At 67.6% G+C, this 15531-nt stretch carries 13 protein-coding genes and 1 pseudogene; 6 read left to right on the top strand and 8 right to left on the bottom strand.

Annotation, left to right across the window (positions count from 1 at the left end; all coding sequences use genetic code 11):
- Positions 1 to 62 precede the first annotated feature (62 nt).
- Positions 63 to 692, bottom strand: a complete 630-nt coding sequence (locus ACR652_RS04405; RefSeq protein ID WP_434505304.1) for a uracil-DNA glycosylase family protein — start codon at positions 690 to 692, stop codon at positions 63 to 65.
- Positions 689 to 1306: a glutathione S-transferase family protein gene (locus ACR652_RS04400; RefSeq protein ID WP_434505303.1), complete on the bottom strand. Its 618-nt coding sequence runs from the start codon at positions 1304 to 1306 to the stop codon at positions 689 to 691. The genes ACR652_RS04405 and ACR652_RS04400 overlap by 4 nt, the downstream gene beginning before the upstream one ends.
- 125 nt (positions 1307 to 1431) lie before the next feature.
- Between ACR652_RS04400 and ACR652_RS04395 the strand changes: the two are divergent.
- The 3 genes and pseudogenes from ACR652_RS04395 (at position 1432) to ACR652_RS04385 (ending at position 6215) form a co-directional block, all read left to right on the top strand.
- Positions 1432 to 2973 (top strand): annotated as a pseudogene (locus ACR652_RS04395) (sensor histidine kinase).
- 55 nt (positions 2974 to 3028) lie between these two features.
- Positions 3029 to 3754, top strand: a complete 726-nt coding sequence (queC, locus tag ACR652_RS04390) for a 7-cyano-7-deazaguanine synthase QueC (RefSeq protein WP_434505302.1) — start codon at positions 3029 to 3031, stop codon at positions 3752 to 3754.
- A gap of 271 nt (positions 3755 to 4025) precedes the next feature.
- Positions 4026 to 6215 (top strand): TonB-dependent receptor, encoded by a 2190-nt coding sequence (locus ACR652_RS04385; RefSeq protein WP_434505398.1) that lies wholly within the window; start codon positions 4026 to 4028, stop codon positions 6213 to 6215.
- Positions 6216 to 6287: 72 nt separating this feature from the next.
- On the opposite strand, the gene ACR652_RS04380 is transcribed toward ACR652_RS04385, so the two are convergent.
- The 4 genes from ACR652_RS04380 to ACR652_RS04365 form a co-directional block, all read right to left on the bottom strand.
- Entirely contained in the window at positions 6288 to 7631 is a 1344-nt protein-coding gene (locus ACR652_RS04380) for a L,D-transpeptidase family protein (protein WP_434505301.1), read from the bottom strand.
- Positions 7632 to 7779: 148 nt separating this feature from the next.
- Positions 7780 to 8328, bottom strand: a complete 549-nt coding sequence (locus tag ACR652_RS04375; protein ID WP_434505300.1) for a LemA family protein — start codon at positions 8326 to 8328, stop codon at positions 7780 to 7782.
- A 101-nt stretch (positions 8329 to 8429) separates the two neighbouring features.
- The gene (locus tag ACR652_RS04370; RefSeq protein WP_434505299.1) at positions 8430 to 9167 is read right to left on the bottom strand and encodes an arginyltransferase; all 738 of its coding nucleotides are present in this window, start codon (positions 9165 to 9167) and stop codon (positions 8430 to 8432) included.
- A 71-nt stretch (positions 9168 to 9238) separates the two neighbouring features.
- The gene (locus ACR652_RS04365) at positions 9239 to 9727 is read right to left on the bottom strand and encodes an RDD family protein (protein WP_434505298.1); all 489 of its coding nucleotides are present in this window, start codon (positions 9725 to 9727) and stop codon (positions 9239 to 9241) included.
- A 242-nt stretch (positions 9728 to 9969) separates the two neighbouring features.
- Between ACR652_RS04365 and ACR652_RS04360 the strand changes: the two genes are divergently transcribed.
- From ACR652_RS04360 to ACR652_RS04350, 3 genes are all read left to right on the top strand, one after another.
- Positions 9970 to 10212, top strand: coding sequence for a DUF2312 domain-containing protein (locus ACR652_RS04360; RefSeq protein WP_434505297.1), 243 nt, complete (start codon positions 9970 to 9972; stop codon positions 10210 to 10212).
- An 88-nt stretch (positions 10213 to 10300) separates the two neighbouring features.
- The gene (locus tag ACR652_RS04355; RefSeq protein ID WP_434505296.1) at positions 10301 to 11977 is read left to right on the top strand and encodes an outer membrane beta-barrel protein; all 1677 of its coding nucleotides are present in this window, start codon (positions 10301 to 10303) and stop codon (positions 11975 to 11977) included.
- A 34-nt stretch (positions 11978 to 12011) separates the two neighbouring features.
- On the top strand, positions 12012 to 13448 hold the full coding sequence (locus tag ACR652_RS04350; RefSeq protein WP_434505295.1) for a lipopolysaccharide biosynthesis protein: 1437 nt from the start codon (positions 12012 to 12014) through the stop codon (positions 13446 to 13448).
- Here ACR652_RS04350 and ACR652_RS04345 read toward each other — a convergent pair.
- Together ACR652_RS04345 and ACR652_RS04340 are read right to left on the bottom strand one after the other, a co-directional pair.
- Positions 13445 to 14305, bottom strand: a complete 861-nt coding sequence (locus ACR652_RS04345; protein WP_434505294.1) for a glycosyltransferase family 2 protein — start codon at positions 14303 to 14305, stop codon at positions 13445 to 13447. The two genes, ACR652_RS04350 and ACR652_RS04345, sit on opposite strands and share 4 nt — an antisense overlap.
- Complete coding sequence (locus ACR652_RS04340; RefSeq protein WP_434505293.1) at positions 14302 to 15531, bottom strand: glycosyltransferase family 4 protein; 1230 nt, start codon at positions 15529 to 15531, stop codon at positions 14302 to 14304. The genes ACR652_RS04345 and ACR652_RS04340 overlap by 4 nt, the downstream gene beginning before the upstream one ends.

The raw sequence follows: 15531 nt of genomic DNA, 5'->3' as shown, positions 1-15531 counted from the left end.
TCGAAAGCTAAGCTTCAGCCAAGATTGATACATTAAGTTTGCCGGAAGGTTAAGCTCCAGATTCAGGCGACCAGCCGCGCGACTTCCGCGCGCAGCGCCGGGAGCACCTCCGCCTCGAACCACGGATTCTTCTTCAGCCAGCCCGTATTGCGCCACGAGGGATGCGGCAGCGGGAAGACGCGCGGCCTTGCCTCCTGAAACTCCCGCCAGCGGGCGACGGTGTCGGAGACGCTGGCGCCTTTCGGCAGCTCGTGGCCAAGCCGCGCGAAGTGATAGTCCTGTGCGTAGCGGCCGATGGCGAGCACCGTCTCGATTTGCGGCAAGGCGGAAAAAAGCCTGTCGTGCCAGAGTTTCCGGCATTCCGGGCGGGGCGGCAGATCGCCCCCCGCCGCGTCGTTGCCGGGGAAGCAGAAGCCCATCGGCGCAATCGCGATGCGGGAGGCGTCGTAGAAGGTGTCGCGGTCGATCCCCATCCAGCCGCGAAGCCTGTCGCCGGAAGGGTCGTTGAAGGGAATGCCGGTCTGATGGACCAGATTGCCGGGCGCCTGGCTGGCGATGAGCAGCCGGGCCGTCGGCGACACCCGCAGCACCGGGCGCGGGGCATGGGGCAGCGGCCGGGGGCCGTCCGCGCAGGCCCGGCAGGCGCGGATGTCCGCCGCAAGCTCCTCGAGTCGCTGCTTCTTGGCCGTCATGCGGCCGCCGGGACGGAGGGACGGGCGGCGACATCGGCCCGCCAGCGCGCGAGATGGGAGAGGTCTGGCGCAACCGGAACGCGGGCGCGCGGGGCCAGCTCCAGCGCCACGAACGCGGTGATGTCGGCGATGGTGAACGCCTCTCCGGCGACGTGGCGGCGTGAGGCGAGTTCGCCGTCGAGCCACTTCAACGCCTCCACGGCGCGGGCGCGCTGCGATTCCGCGAACTGGGGAATCTGAGGCTGCTCCAGAACCGCCATGCGCGGGTGGCTGTGGCGGAACGCATGGGCGATCGGCATGAAGACCTGAAACTCCATGCGCCGCTGCCACATCTCGACGAAGGCCGCCTCGCGCGCGTCGCGCCCGAACAGCGGCGGCTCCGGGTGGAGGCTTTCGATATAGCGGCAGATGGCGACGGATTCCGTCAACACCGCGCCATCCTCCAGAACCAGCGCCGGCACGCCCTGAAGCGGATTGATCGCGGCGAAGTCGGCGCGCTTGTGTTCGAGGGCGATGAGATTGACCTCGCGGGTTGGGATCACCACGCCCTTCTCGGCCAGAAAGATGCGAACCCGTCTGGGGTTAGGCGCCAGAGGCGTGTCGTAGAGGAGCATGTCGCACTTTATCACGCCCTGCACAGGCCCTTCAAATCAAACGCAATAATCAGGGCGCTGTTAAGATTTCCGGGGAATGATGCGCAACCCCGGCTTTTGCCCCAAAACCTGATGCGCCGACAGTCATGAGCGAAGTCACCGCCGAGATGATCGAACGCGGCCGCGGCCTCGATCCGCGAACCGCGACGCAGAAGCGCCGGATGGGCGCGCGCGTGCGTCAGGCGCGCGAGCGCCTCACCACTTCCGACACGGGCCACAGGGGCGCCGATCTCCAGTTGCTGCGCGGCTATGCGGAAACGCGCCGCCGCTCGGCGCCGGCGGCGATGCTGCTCATTGGGACCATGTCGCTTCTCGCCCTTTACTGGGTTCCTTACGACCAGATCGCCGTCTGGTCGGCTCTCGCCATCGCAAGTCTGCTGCTGTGCTACAGGACCGCCGGGGGCCTCGACGCGCTCGCCGACGCACGGGTGACCGTCAAGGACTAGCGCACGAAATTCATGGGCACGGAGCTGGCGCATGGCGTCGTCTGGGCGGGATTCGCGGCGATGCTCGCGGGCGCGAGGGACCCGGACGCGCGCACGCTGATCATTGTCATGCTGCTCGTCTCCTCCGCCTTCAACACCATGGTGACGGCGACCATACCCGCGGCCGTGTATGCGGCCATCGCGCCGAGCTCGCTCACCGCCATCGCCTACATCGCCTATGTCGGCCGCGGCGGCGGCGAGACGCTGATCACGCAGCTCGCCATGGTCGCGGCCGCGCAGCTCTTCTTCTTCGCGCTGGCCCGGCGCTTCCACGAGCTTGCCTCGGAGAGCCTGTTCTTCCGCGCCGAGAAGAATGAGCTGATCGCCGAACTCGAACAGGCCAAGGCCAATTCCGACGAAGCCCGGCGGCGCGCCGAGGAAGCCAATCTCGCCAAGTCGCGTTTCCTCGCGACGATGAGCCACGAATTGCGCACGCCGCTCAATGCGATCCTGGGCTTTTCCGAAGTGCTGAAGGGCGAGCTGTTCGGCCCCCACGCCGTCGCGGCCTATCGCGACTATTCCAACGACATCCATTCGAGCGGCCAGCATCTCCTCATGCTCATCAACGAGATCCTCGATCTCTCGCGCGTCGAGGCGGGGCGCTATGAGCTCAAGGAGGAAAGCGTCTCGCTCGTGAACCTTGCGCAGGATTGCCGGCATTTGCTGAAGATCCGCGCCGAGAAGCGCGACATTCGCCTCGTGGAGTCGCTCGAACCGAGCCTGCCGCGCATCTGGGCCGACGAGCGCGCCATTCGCCAGATCCTTCTCAATCTGCTCACCAACGCCATCAAGTTCACGCCGCAGGGCGGGCAGGTGACGCTGAAGGTCGGCTGGACCAACGCCGGCGGCCAGTATATCGCGATCACGGACACGGGCCCCGGCATTCCGGAGGCGGAAATTGCAGTGGTCATGTCGCCCTTCGGGCGCGGCTCCGTCGCGCAGAAAAACGCCGACGAGGGCTCGGGACTTGGCCTGCCGATCGTCAAGGGGCTGATCGAGCTCCATGGCGGGCAGTTCACGCTGAAATCGAAGGTGCGCGAGGGCACGCAGGCGATCGTGGTCTTCCCGCCCCAGAGGGTTATGAACGCCCTGCCGAAATTCGACACCCCCGACGACGACCCGGCGCGCCGGCCGGCGGCGTGAGGGATTTGCGCAAGGCCTCTGACGTTTTCGCGAAATTCGCGATAGGGTCGTCGCCATGACCATCCCCGCCGCGCCCCCTTCGCCCGATTCCGCCGCGCTCGTGCTGTTTTCGGGCGGGCAGGACTCGACGACCTGCCTCGCCTGGGCGCTCACTCACTTCGCCCGCGTCGAGACCGTCGGCTTCGACTATGGCCAGCGCCATCGCATCGAGCTCGATCAGCGCCGGGCGCTGCGCGCGGGGCTCGCCGGCATGTCGCCCGAATGGGGCGCGCGGCTCGGGGAGGATCACACCCTCCCCCTGCAAGCCCTCGGCGCCATTTCCGACACGGCGCTGACCCGCGAGGCGGAAATCATCCTGCGCGATGACGGCCTGCCCAACACCTTCGTGCCGGGGCGCAACCTCATCTTCCTCACTTTCGCGGCCGCGCTGGGCTATCGCCGCGCCATCCCCGATCTCGTCGGCGGCATGTGCGAGACCGATTATTCCGGCTATCCCGACTGCCGCGACGAGACGATCCGCGCCATGACGCAGGCGCTGCAACTCGGCATGGCCACGCCGCTCGAGGTCCACACGCCGCTGATGTGGCTGGACAAGGCGGCGACCTGGCGGCTCGCCAGAGACCTCGGCGGCCCGGCGCTCGTGACGCTCATCGTCGAGGAAAGCCACACCTGCTACCTCGGGGAGCGCGGCAAGCGCTTCGACTGGGGTTACGGCTGCGGCGAGTGCCCCGCCTGCACATTGCGGGCGGCCGGATGGGAAAAATTCTCCGCTTCCCCCTGAGCCCGGGGAACGCCCCCACCTCCGAGAACAGACTGTCCGGGCGGCGACGCGCCCCGGGCGGTCTTGTCTTGTGCGGAAACCGGCTGCGCAGGCTTGACCGGCAGGCCCGACGCCATGCTATATGTGAAACGTTATAATATAACGTTTGGTGGACGTCTTGCGCCTCTTCAGCTTACCGTCGGTCCCCACACGCCCGGCCGCCCGCGCGACGACGCCATGGGCCGGCGCGCCCCGGCGCCGGGCGCTCCCGGGAGCCGCCGCGCTCGTTCTCATCCCCCTCTTCGCCCAGGCGCAGCAGTCCCTGCCGACGATCAGCGTGGGCGGCGCCCCGCGCCGCGCCGCGAAAGTCGCCGCTCAGACCCGCCGACCCGCCCCCTCCCCGCCGAGGCCCGCCGTCGCCCCGCCGCCGTCCTCGCCCATCGCGCAGGCGCCGGCGCGCGGCGAGCTTCCCATTGTCGCGGACCGGTTCGGAACCGTGCTGGTCATGCCGAAAGAAGAGCTGCGGCGATTGCCCGGTTCGACGCTGGGCGATCTGCTTTTCGACAAGCCGGGCGTCACCGGGTCGAGCTATGCGCCGGGCGCCGCCAGCCGTCCCATCGTGCGCGGCCTCGATAATTATCGCGTGCGCGTTCAGGAGAACGGCCTCGGCGCGAGCGGCGCCTCGGAACTGGGCGAGGACCATGGCGTCCCGCTCGATCCGCTCGGCGCCAACCGCGTCGAGGTGATCCGCGGGCCTGCGACCCTGCGCTGGGGCGCGGCGGCCATGGGCGGCGTGGTGAGCGTCGAAAACAATCGCATCCCCGACCGGCCGCCCTGCGCCGACGCCGCGCTGTTTCGCGATGCGGGTTGCGCGGCGCTCGAAACCCGCGCGGCCGCATCGACGGTCGACGGCGCGCTGGAGAACGCGACGCTTCTCGACGCGGGTCGCGGGAACGTCCTCCTGCACGCCGATGTGACCGGCCGCCGCGCCGGCGACTACGCCATTCCCGCCTATCCCTATCTCGCGCCGCCCGATCCGCCGCCGCCCGTCTACGGCCGCCAGCCCAATTCGGCCATGCGCATGGGGGCGGCCTCGCTCGGCGGAAGCTGGCTGCTGGAGAGCGGCGGCTTCATCGGCGTTTCAATCACCCAGTTCGACAGCCGCTATCATATTCCCGGAATCGAGCCGACGGCCACGAACACGCGCATCGACATGCGTCAGACGCGCATCGCCGGCCGGGGCGAATTCCGCCCACGATCCGACACGGTGGACCTGATCCGCTTCTGGATGGGGATCGGCGATTACAAGCACAATGAACTCGGCAATGTCGACGGCGTCGACGGGGTCCAGCAGATTTTCACCAATCAGGAGTTGGAGACGCGGGTCGAGACGCTGCTCAAGCCGGTCGTTCTGCCGATCGGGACGCTGAAAACCTCTTTCGGCTTTCAGGGGACGCATCAGATCCTGACCGCGCCAGGGCTGGAAGGCGGGCTGTTCGATCCCAACCGCACGCGCGGCGTGGCGGGATTTCTCTTCAACGAACTGACCTTCAACGCCACGCAGCGCATGGAGTTCGCGGGTCGTCTGGAACATGCGCAAATCACCGGCTCCATGCCGGACATCCAGATCAATCCGGGTTTCTCGATTCCCCGCGACCGTGGCTTCCTGCCCGTCAGCGGCGCGTTGGGCTTTCTCCAGAACCTGCCGCAGGACATGGTGGCGAGCCTCACGGCGCAATATGTCCAGCGCGCCCCGCGCGCCGCCGAGCTGTTTTCTCGCGGCGCGCATGACGCGACGGGAACCTTCGACATCGGCGATCCCCGGTTGAAGATCGAGGGCGCCAGGACGGTCGAGATCGCCCTGCGCCGCGCGCCGGGGCCGCTGCGATTCGAGGCCAGCCTGTTCTACACGGCCTTCGATAATTTCATCTTCCGCAACCTGACGGGAGAGAGCTGCGGATCGGGCTTCATCACCTGCACGCCCTTCGGGGCGGGGGGCGACCTCGCGCAGGCCTTCTACGCCCAGCGCAACGCCGTGTTCCGGGGCGGCGAATTCCAAAGCCAGCTCGACGTCGCGCCGCTTTGGGGCGGGACCTTCGGGGTCGAGACGCAGGCAGATGTCGTGAGGGCGAGCTTTACAGGCGGGGGCAATGTGCCCCGCATGCCGCCGGCGCGGCTGGGCGGGGGCCTGTTCTGGCGCGACGCCAATTGGCTGGCGCGGGCCACCCTGCTCCACGCCTTTGCGCAAAACGCCATCGCCGCAACGGGAGAAACGCCAACGCGGGGATATGATCTGCTCAAGGCCGAACTGTCCTACCGGGTGACCTTCGGCAAGGACTCGCCGCTGGGGCGCGAAATGACGCTCGGCCTGTCCGGCAATAATCTGCTCAATGCGGACATGCGCAACAGCGTGTCGTTCCGCAAGGACGAGGTGCTGCTGCCCGGCCGCAATCTGAGACTGTTCGCGAACATCCTGTTTTAGGCGCCGCCCCCTCGCCCGCAAGGCGGAGCCCTGCGGGAGTGGGGAACCTCGCGAATCAGCGCCCGCGCGTCATCAATTCTCGTCGTCGCGCGGCAGCAGAGGCTCGCTGCGCACCGAATGCGGACCGGCGGGCTGGGGACCGGAGGCCTGCGGCGCCGACGCCTGTTGCGTCACGGGCGTCTGGGAGAAATCCGGCGCATCCGCCAGACGCGGCGCATTCAGGCCGTCGCGCTGATAAATGTCCTCGCGGAACTGGGTGATGCCGTCGGGCGTGCCCCAGGCGGTGATGTAAACCCAGTAGACCGGCACGGCGGGATTGATCTTCACGTCGATGCGTTCGCCCGAGGCGATGGCGCGGTCGATGGCGTCGCGATCCCAGCCGGGCGTGTCGCGCAGCAGGAAGGCGACATAGTCGCGCACGTTCTGAAGGCGGATGCAGCCCGAGGAGACGAAGCGGAAGTCGTCGCCGAAGACGCCCTTGGCCGGCGTATCGTGCATATAGACGCCATAAGGGTTGGCGATGTCGATGCGCACCACGCCGAGCGAATTGAAGTCGCCGCCGATGTCCTGCCGGAACTTGTAATTGAGCGCGTCGAGAGAGCGCCAGTTGATCTGCTCCGGCTGCAACTCCTGACCATCCTTGTCATAGACGCGGATGTGATTGTCGCGCAGGTAATTGGAGTCCGCCTGCATCTTGGGGATCAGATCCTTGCGGATCACCGAGGCGGGCACCGTCCAGAACGGGTTGAAATTGATCTGATAGGCCTTGGTCTGCATCACCGGCGACTGGCGGTCGATCTTGCCGACGCCGGCGATGTGATGGGTGACGACCTGCCCGTTTTCGACCGTCTCGACCTGTGCGGCCGGGATGTTGGCGGTGACGTAACGATTGCCGAGATCGTGCGAGAAGCTGCGCAGGCGCACGAGATTCGTCTCGAGTTGGCGCAGGCGGGTGTCGGCCGGAACGTTCAGCGCATTGAGCGTCTGCTGGTTGACGACGCCGGTCTCGATGATGCCATGGCGGGCCTGAAAGCGGCGCACCGCCGCCTCGACATAGGAATCGAAGATCGGGCTGGTGCCGGTCTCGTGGCCGATATCGCCAGAGACGATCAGGCGGCGTCGCAGCGCCGACACGGCCGGGCTGTTGGAGCCGAGCCGCAATTGCTGATTGGGAACAACCGGCCAGCCGCCGCCGTCGACGATCTGGCGGTAGCGCTCGATCGCCGCCTCGGTCGCCGCGACTGTCCCCTCGGAGAGAATCGGGGTCGTCGAGCGCGCGACCGTGAGACGGGCGTCGGCGTCATAGCGCTGGGCCCATTCGGCCTGCCCGGTCTCTGCGCGCCCGGGCGTCGCCGCGCCAAGCGCAAGCGTCAAGGAAAGCGGTAGGATCGCGATTTTTTGCACCAGTCGCTCCATGCGCGGCCGCCGCGGCCTCGGTGGGAAAAGGTCTGGGGGCGCGGCTGACAGCCACGCCGCTCGGCGCTTACCAGATATTGTCTGCTTTAACCTTAACAAGGCTCAAACAACCGGCCATTTTATGGCGAAGCCGCCAAGCCCAGGCCAGTCAGGCCATTTCCTCCCCGGACATGCGTTCCACGCCAATGTCGTAAAAGGCACGCGGCGCGAGGCCCAGCCGCATGGCGAACAGGCTTTCAGGAAAACGGCCGAGCGCCTCATTATAGGCGTGGGTCGCGGCGCTCAGCCTGCGGCGGGCGGCCAGGAGCCGGCGCTCCGCCTCCTCCATCTCGACGCGCAGGGCGCTGAAATCCTGAAGACTTCTGATCGGCCCGACGCCCTGCGCCCGGGCGATCAGCTCATGGACGCCATCGGCCAGCCGGGTCTCCGCCAGAAGCCGGGCCTGCGGCGACGGCGCGCGCTGCGCGGCCACATGGGCCCTGGCGACGATCTCGACCGCCTCGCGCTCGGCGGGGGCGAACGCCCGCATGAGACCAACGAGCGGCGGCAGAAACGCGTGCAGGCGAGAAAGCTCCGCCTCGACCTCCGCGGCGGCGGCGTCGCACTGCGCGTCGAGCGCGAGCAGGCGGCGGCGGCTGCCCAGGAGCAGCGCGGCGGCGAGCGCGAACAGGACAAGAGCGACGCAGGCGACAATCATGGCGGGCCTCTTCGGCGGCAACCATCGCCCGCCGCGCGTTGCGAAAAAGTTACCTTACCGGGGCCTTTTTAAACATGGTTACGCAAATGTGAACGCGCGGCTTACCCCACCCGTATCCAGCCCTCGGGGCCGAGCCGCTCCTGCGGCAGAAAGCGGGCCTTGTAGGCCATCTTGCGCGAGCCCTCGACCCAGTAGCCGAGGTAGAGATGCGGCAGCCCCGCCGCTCTCGCGCGATCCATATGGTCGAGAATCATGAAGGCGCCGAGCGAGCGCGCCTCCATCTCGGGCTCGTAGAAGGAATAGACCATCGACAGGCCGTCCGCGAGCCGGTCGGTCAGGCAACAGGCGACGAGGCGGTCGGCGTCATTGCCCGGCGCGTCGGCGGGCAGCCGGTATTCGATCAGCCGCGTGTCCACATGGCTGTCCTCGACCATCATCTGATAGTCGACCATGCTCATGTCGGCCATGCCGCCGTCGGCGTGACGCGCGCCGACGTAGCGTCGAAACAGCGCATATTGCTCGGGAGTGGCGCGGGCGGGGCGCGCCTCGCCGGAGACGCCCGCATTGCGGCGCAGGATTCGCCGCAAGCCGCGCGTCGGAACGAATTCCGCGATCTTGACGCGCACCGAAACGCAGGCCCGGCACTGCTCGCAGGCTGGCCGGTAGGCGATCGTCTGCGACCGGCGGAAGCCGGCCTGCGTCAGGGAATCGTTCAGCGCGGGCGCGCGCAGGCCGATCAGATGGGTGAACACCTTGCGCTCCGCCCGCCCCGGAAGATACGGGCAAGGCGCCGGCGAGGTCAGGTAGAACTGCGGCGCGTCGCGAGGCTCTCTGGTCACGCTCGTCTCGTTCTGTGGCTCATATCTTTCGAGAATAGGGCGTCAGGCGGCGACGGGCCAACCTCTCTTTTTCAATAGGCGCGGCGCAGCACGATCACATCCGCCAACATGTCGTGAAGACAGCGCTTGTCGCTCGTGACGAAACTGACGAGGAAGAGCGGCGGAAACATCCAGGTGACATAAAACAGCACCGCGTGGACGGCCGCCTGGAGGAACGGCACGGGCGCGCCCTGCATGGTGCGCATCTCCAGATCCATGAAGGCCATCCCCGGCGTCGCCATGCGCCAGCCCGAGACGGTGAGGCCGTTGTAGAAGAAGGCGACGAGCGGGAAGAGCGGCGGCAGCAGCAGCGCCGACATGCCGAAGCTCAGAATGAACAGCGCGAAGAACAGCGCCGCCGCCAGGATCGAGACGAGGATGAAGTCGAGGCCGACCGCCATGATCCGCCGCGTCCGCACGCCGTCGAGCGCCGCGGCGGGAATATAGGGGGGCTGTTGCGGCGCCCGCGCATAGGGCGTCCCGCCCTGATCACCGCTCCGAAAATCGCGCTCGCCGTCCATATGCCTGCTCCAGATCCGAGGCCTTTGGCCCCGAGGCCGGACCCAGCGGCCCGGTTCCGGCAATGTCGGACGCGCAGGCGGGGCTTTCAAGACGCTGGCCGCCTCCCGGCCGTTTTTTGCGGCCCTTGGATTGCGGGGATTAGGCCGGGACGCGCCTTGACGAGGTCACGAAGCTGTCGCAAGCCTCGCAGGAAACAGCCGGTGAACAAACCTGCCCGGCGCAACCCTCACAGGACAGCACCATGGACACGAACGGCGTCGACGGCGGCCATCTGACGGCTTTCATCGAGCGAATCGAGAAGCTCGAAGAAGAAAAGAAGGCCATCGCCGACGACATCAAGGATGTCTACGCCGAGGCGAAGGGCACGGGCTTCGACCCCAAGGTCATGCGCAAAATCGTGTCGCTGCGCAAGCAGGACAAGCACAAGCGTCAGGAAGAAGAGGAGATTCTCGGTCTCTACCTCGCCGCGCTGGGCATGGAGTGAGCGACTGCTAAGCTGACGTTAACCATGCCGCCCTAACGCTTGAGACGACGCTGGCCCCGCCCGGCCCGGCGCCTTGGCGAGGGATGTCGTGCCGTCTGGAAAACTGCGGGTTGCTCTCGCCGCGCTCGGCGCGGTCCTGACGGCGCAGGCCATGACCCCGGCGGGCGCGCAATCCGCCCGCCCGAAGTCCCCCGCCTCCCCGCAAGGCGCTCTTCGCCCCCTTGCGTCGCCGTCGCCATCCGCCGCGCCCCACCGCGCCAGCGCCGCGCCGGGCGACCTCGATCTCGCCATCCCTGCCGATGACGCGCCGCTGATGCGCGGCCCGCTCCGCGAGACGGACCCGCCGGTCTCCACCGCCGCCAGTTACGGCCCGCCCGGGACGCGACAGCCGAAGCCCTATCCGCCCGCGCGCCTTCCCTATCCGCGGCCCTTTTCGCCCAAGACCGCGCTGCCGCCGCTCGAGCCCTACGCCACGTCCTTCGTGTCGAAGACGGCCGTCCGGCGGCGCCCTGCGCGCGTCGACGCCTTCGTCCCGCCGCCGCCCGTGACCGTCGCCGTACAGCCTGCGCCCGATCCGAAGCCGAAGCCGAAACCGAAAGTCGAACAGAACCCCTATGATCCCCCCGGCGTCTCGCTCGGCTCCGTGATCTTCTCGCCTTATGTGCAGGCGAGCGGCGGCTATGACGACAATCCGAACCGCCTCGCGCCCGATTTCAATCCGCGCCCTTCCTCCTTCTTTCGCGGCGAGGGCGGGGTGAAGGTGAAGTCCGACTGGTCGCGGCACAATCTCGAAGGCGAGTTGCGCGGCGGCTATTCGGAATATTTCGACTACCAGAAGGCGAGCCGGCCCGACGCCAGCGGCCAGATGGCCGCCCGTTACGACGTGACACGCGACACATCGCTCGATCTCCTGGGCAAGATGGCGCTCGACACGCTGCGTCCCGGCGCGCCCTCCCTGTCGTCGGGCCAGCAGAATGTCTATGTCACCAGCCGGCCGGTGACGCTCGGCGTGGGGACACAGGCGGGCGCGACGCAGAAATTCGGCCGCCTCGCGGTCTCCCTGCGTGGAACCTATGACCGCGTCTGGTATCAGAACGCCGCCTATTCCGACGGAACGACGCTCGAACTGGCGCGCACGAGCTACAATGACTTTGGCGCGCTGTTGCGCGCGTCCTATGAGGCGACGCCGGATCTCAAGCCCTTCATCGAGGGAACGATCGACCGGCGCGTGCACGACTCGCCGACCGACTTCAACGGCTTCTACCGCGACAGCACGGGCTTCATCGTGCGCGGCGGCGGCGAAATCAATGTCACGGCTTTGGTGAAGGGCGAGGTTTCGGGCGGCTATGGGCAGCGCGACTATCAGGACCCGCGCCTGCCGGCGTTGCGCGGCCCCGTCGTCGACGCCGCGCTGATCTACACGCCCTCGCCGCTGACGACCGTGACGCTGCGCGGCTCCACGGCGCTGAATGAAACGACGCTCGCCAACGCCGCCGGCGCGCTCAGCCGCGCCGTCACCGCCACGCTGTCACACGACCTGATGCGCAATCTCAACGTGACGCTCACCGGCAGCTATTTCACCAACGACTACCAGGGCGCGAATGTGCGCGAGCGCGGCGCCAATCTGGGCGTCAAGCTCGAATACAAGGTCACCCGCTCCGTCTCCCTGCGCGCGAGCTACATGCACGAGCGGCTCGACTCCTCCTATGCGAACGCCGATTACACAGCCAATGTCTATCTCGTCGGCCTGAGGTTCCAGCTTTGAGGCGCGCAAGCCGCGCTGGCGGCGGAGGCGCGTCATGCGCCTGATCCTGCCGTTCCTGCTCAACAGCCTGCTGAACTTCGCCGTCGGCCTGCTCGTCGCGAAGGCGCTGGGGCCGTCGGAATATGGCCGCTTCATGCTGGCGCTCGCCATCGCCGTGGTCGTGCAGACGCTGGTCTTCGACTGGCTCCGCCTCGCCGCCACGCGCTTTTATTCCGAGCGCGACCGGCGCGAGCGCCCCCAGATCCGCGCCACACTCGACTCTGCCTTCGCCGCGCTGGCCGCTGTCGCGGTTGTTCTCGCGCTGGCGATCTGGACGCTGCGGCCCGCCTTGCCGATCGCCTCCGATCTCGCGGCGCTCGCAATCGGCGTCTCGCTCGCCAATGCGCTGTTCGACTTCGCCACGGCGATCGTCAGGGCGCGCTTTCAGGACCGCGCCTATGCGGTGCTGGTCATCGCCAAGAACAGTCTGGCGCTGTTGCTGACGGTCGGCGGCGCCTTCCTGTTCCATTCGGCCAAAGTGGCGCTCGTCGGCATGATGATTTCCGTCGCGGGATGCCTTGTCGCCGGACGCAGGACGCTCATGGAACCCGACACCGGCTTCGGGCGGAGCGAAGGCGCGTTGATGCGCCGCTTTCTCGCCTATGGCCTGCCGATCATCTTCGCCGCCGTTCTCTATCAGCTCGTGCCGCTCGCCAATCGCACGCTGCTCTCGCACGTGGATGGATTCGCTCAGGTCGGGCTTCTCTCGCTCGCCTTCGAGACCGGCGTGCGCATCGTCGGCGCCATTGGTTCGGCGATCGACGTCGTCCTGTTCCAGATCGCCGTGCGCGCGGAACAGACAGACGGCGCCGAGGCGGCGCGCGCGCAGATCTCGCGCAACCTCGGCGCCGTCTTCGCCATCGTTCTGCCGGCGGTGGCGGGCGCCTGGCTGATCCTGCCGAGCTTCGAGGCGCTATTCGTGCCGGAAAGCTTTCGCGGCGCCTATGGGCGGTATTTCACGCTGATGACGCCCGGCCTGTTCGCCTTCGCGATGATGAATTACGGCGTCAACACTGCCTTTCAGCTCGCCCATCGGCTCACGCCGCTCGTCCTTGCGGCCTTCATCGCGTTCTTCGCCGATTTCCTGGCGCTCGCGCTTCTGCCGCCGACCGCCGACGCAACGCGCTTCGCTCTGGCGCAATCGATTTCGAGCATGAGCGGCCTTGTCGCCCTCGTCGCGATGCTCTTTCTTCTCGAGCCCATGTGGCCGCGCGCGCGCGACATTCTCGGCGCCGCGGCGGCGACAGGCGCCATGCTTGCGACGGGGCTCGTGCTGCGCGGATTGCCCCCCGGCGCGACGACCCTTGCGCTTCAGATCGGGATGGGCGCGGCCATATACGCCGCGCTCGCCTATGCGCTCGACGTGGCGGGCCTGCGCGGCGTCGCGCGCGCGCGTCTGAGCGAGGAGCAATCGCGGCTGGAAAACGTCTAGAGAGTAAAAATTCGTCTGGGGTCGGCGCGGCCGCGCAGGACGTCCGCCAACGCCAGCAGATTGCCGCGAAGCCGCCCGCGCCTGTCGATCTCCGGCTCGGGCCGGATGGATTTGAGCACATTGGCGGACATGTTGCGCGCGGCGAGCGTCAGCGCGAAGGCGGGCGTCGCCGTGCCCTTGCGCAGCAGATAGAGAGGATTGGCGATCTGCGAATAGCCCAGCCGCAGGCCGGACACCCGCCCCGACCGCACGCCGAGATGGACGCCCGCGAACAGGTTGCTGCGCACGACGCGGCCGAAGCGCGCGTAGCGCGCCGAGAAATCGGTGTCCTCGAGCCAGCCGTAGAGCGGCAGAGCCTCATCGAACCGCAGATGCGGCGCCGCCGCGAGGCGGTACGCCATGTTGCAGCCATATGCGCCGGTCGACTCCCGGATGTATGGCGTGTGAGGCGCGCGCCAGGCGGCGATGAGCGCGTCCGCTTGCTCGAACGTGAAGCCGCCGCGCGTCACGCCGTCGGCGATGAGTTCGCCGGAGGCGGCGACAATATCGGCATGACCGGAAAAAAGACGTTCGACGCCTTCGACAAAGCCCGGCGCGGGCGCGTAATCGTCGTCGACGAAGACGACCACATCCGCATCGTCGCCGATGAGATCGAGCGCGTGGTTGCGCTGCGCGCACAAGCCTTTTACCGGACAGACGACAAAACTGGCGCCGTGGAGTTGGGGCGGCGCATCCTCGGACGAGGCCCCTACCACCAGCGCAGGATCGGGCGCGGGGGAGAGGCGCATCAGACGCGACAGCGCCTCCCCAACGACTGTTGGCCGCCCCGTCGTGGCGATGGCGACGGCGATTTTCATGCGCGCGCCCAGGTGACGTCGGCGCGGACCGCCTCGTAAACGGACGCCACGGCGTCGAGATGCCGGTCGAGCGTCAATGGATTGGCCCAATAGGCGGCATGGGCCGCGTCCGACATGCGCCGCGCGCGGGCGTCGTCCTTCAGTGCATTCATCTTTTCCGCAAGAGACGCCGCATCGCCGGATTCGAACCAGAAACCAGTCTCCCCGTCCTTCACCGCCTCGCGCCCGGCGCAAATGTCGCTGACGATGACGGGCGCGCCGAGCGCGAGCGATTCATAGATGGTGAGCGGCTGGCCTTCGTACCAGACCGAGGGAAACACCAGCGCCCGCGCGCCACGCATGTGCGCCCGCACGGCCTCGGGCGGGAGCCAGCCGAGAAAACGCGCCTCGGGAAAGTCTCGCGCAAGCGCCTCGCGCTCCGGCCCGTCGCCGATGAAAACCGGCGCGACGCCGGCAAGCCGCGCGGCCTGGGCGAAATAGCGCGCGCCTTTCTCGGCGGAGAGCCGCCCCACGAAGAGGAAATCGCCCGGCGCCGCCGCGCCTCTGGGGCCGGCGTCCGTCACGTCGATCGGATTGTTGACCCTGTGAAACACAGCGCGCGGCAGATAGGGCGCGATCGCGTCTTCCTGAAGCCGCGACAGGACGATGACATGGCGCGCCGTCTGCGGCAGCCCGGAGGCGTGGCGCATGAGAGCATGGCGGCCGACCCGCATGAGTTTGCGATGGTAGCCGCGTGAATCGCAATTATGCAGGACGCAACCCGTCGACATGGCCGCGCGGCCGCAATTGCGCGCGGCGCCGTGATCGTAGAAGCCGCCATTGGGGCAGGCGAGAGAATAGTCGTGCAGCGTTTGCACGACCGGAAGCGGGGCTTGGCGCAGGGCCATCCCGATCGAGGGCGACAGCGCCTTCGCCCAGCCATGCACATGGACGATCGTGCCCCTCGGGTCGCAGCCGGACAGAAGCGCGGCGAGTCGCGACGCAGCCGCGCGATTCCACAGCCATTGCGCGCCAAAGCGCGCAAGCGAGGCGGCGGTGAGGACATCGGGCTGATCCAGCAGCACGCCCTCGACGCCCGCCTCGATCAGGCTCGGCTCGACCGGACCGACGGCCGCAAAGAAAGTGACCCTGCGCCCGCGCCGCGCGAACCCTTTCGCGCTGTCGATGGCGACCCTGGCGGCGCCGCCATTGATATGGGCGTGGTCGTTCAGGATGATGATGCGCAT

Source organism: Methylocystis sp. (genome assembly GCF_051061225.1).
In the GTDB taxonomy this organism is placed as follows: domain Bacteria; phylum Pseudomonadota; class Alphaproteobacteria; order Rhizobiales; family Beijerinckiaceae; genus Methylocystis.
Note: the sequence above shows the minus strand (reverse complement) of the source record. Positions and strands in the feature narration are given on the sequence as shown.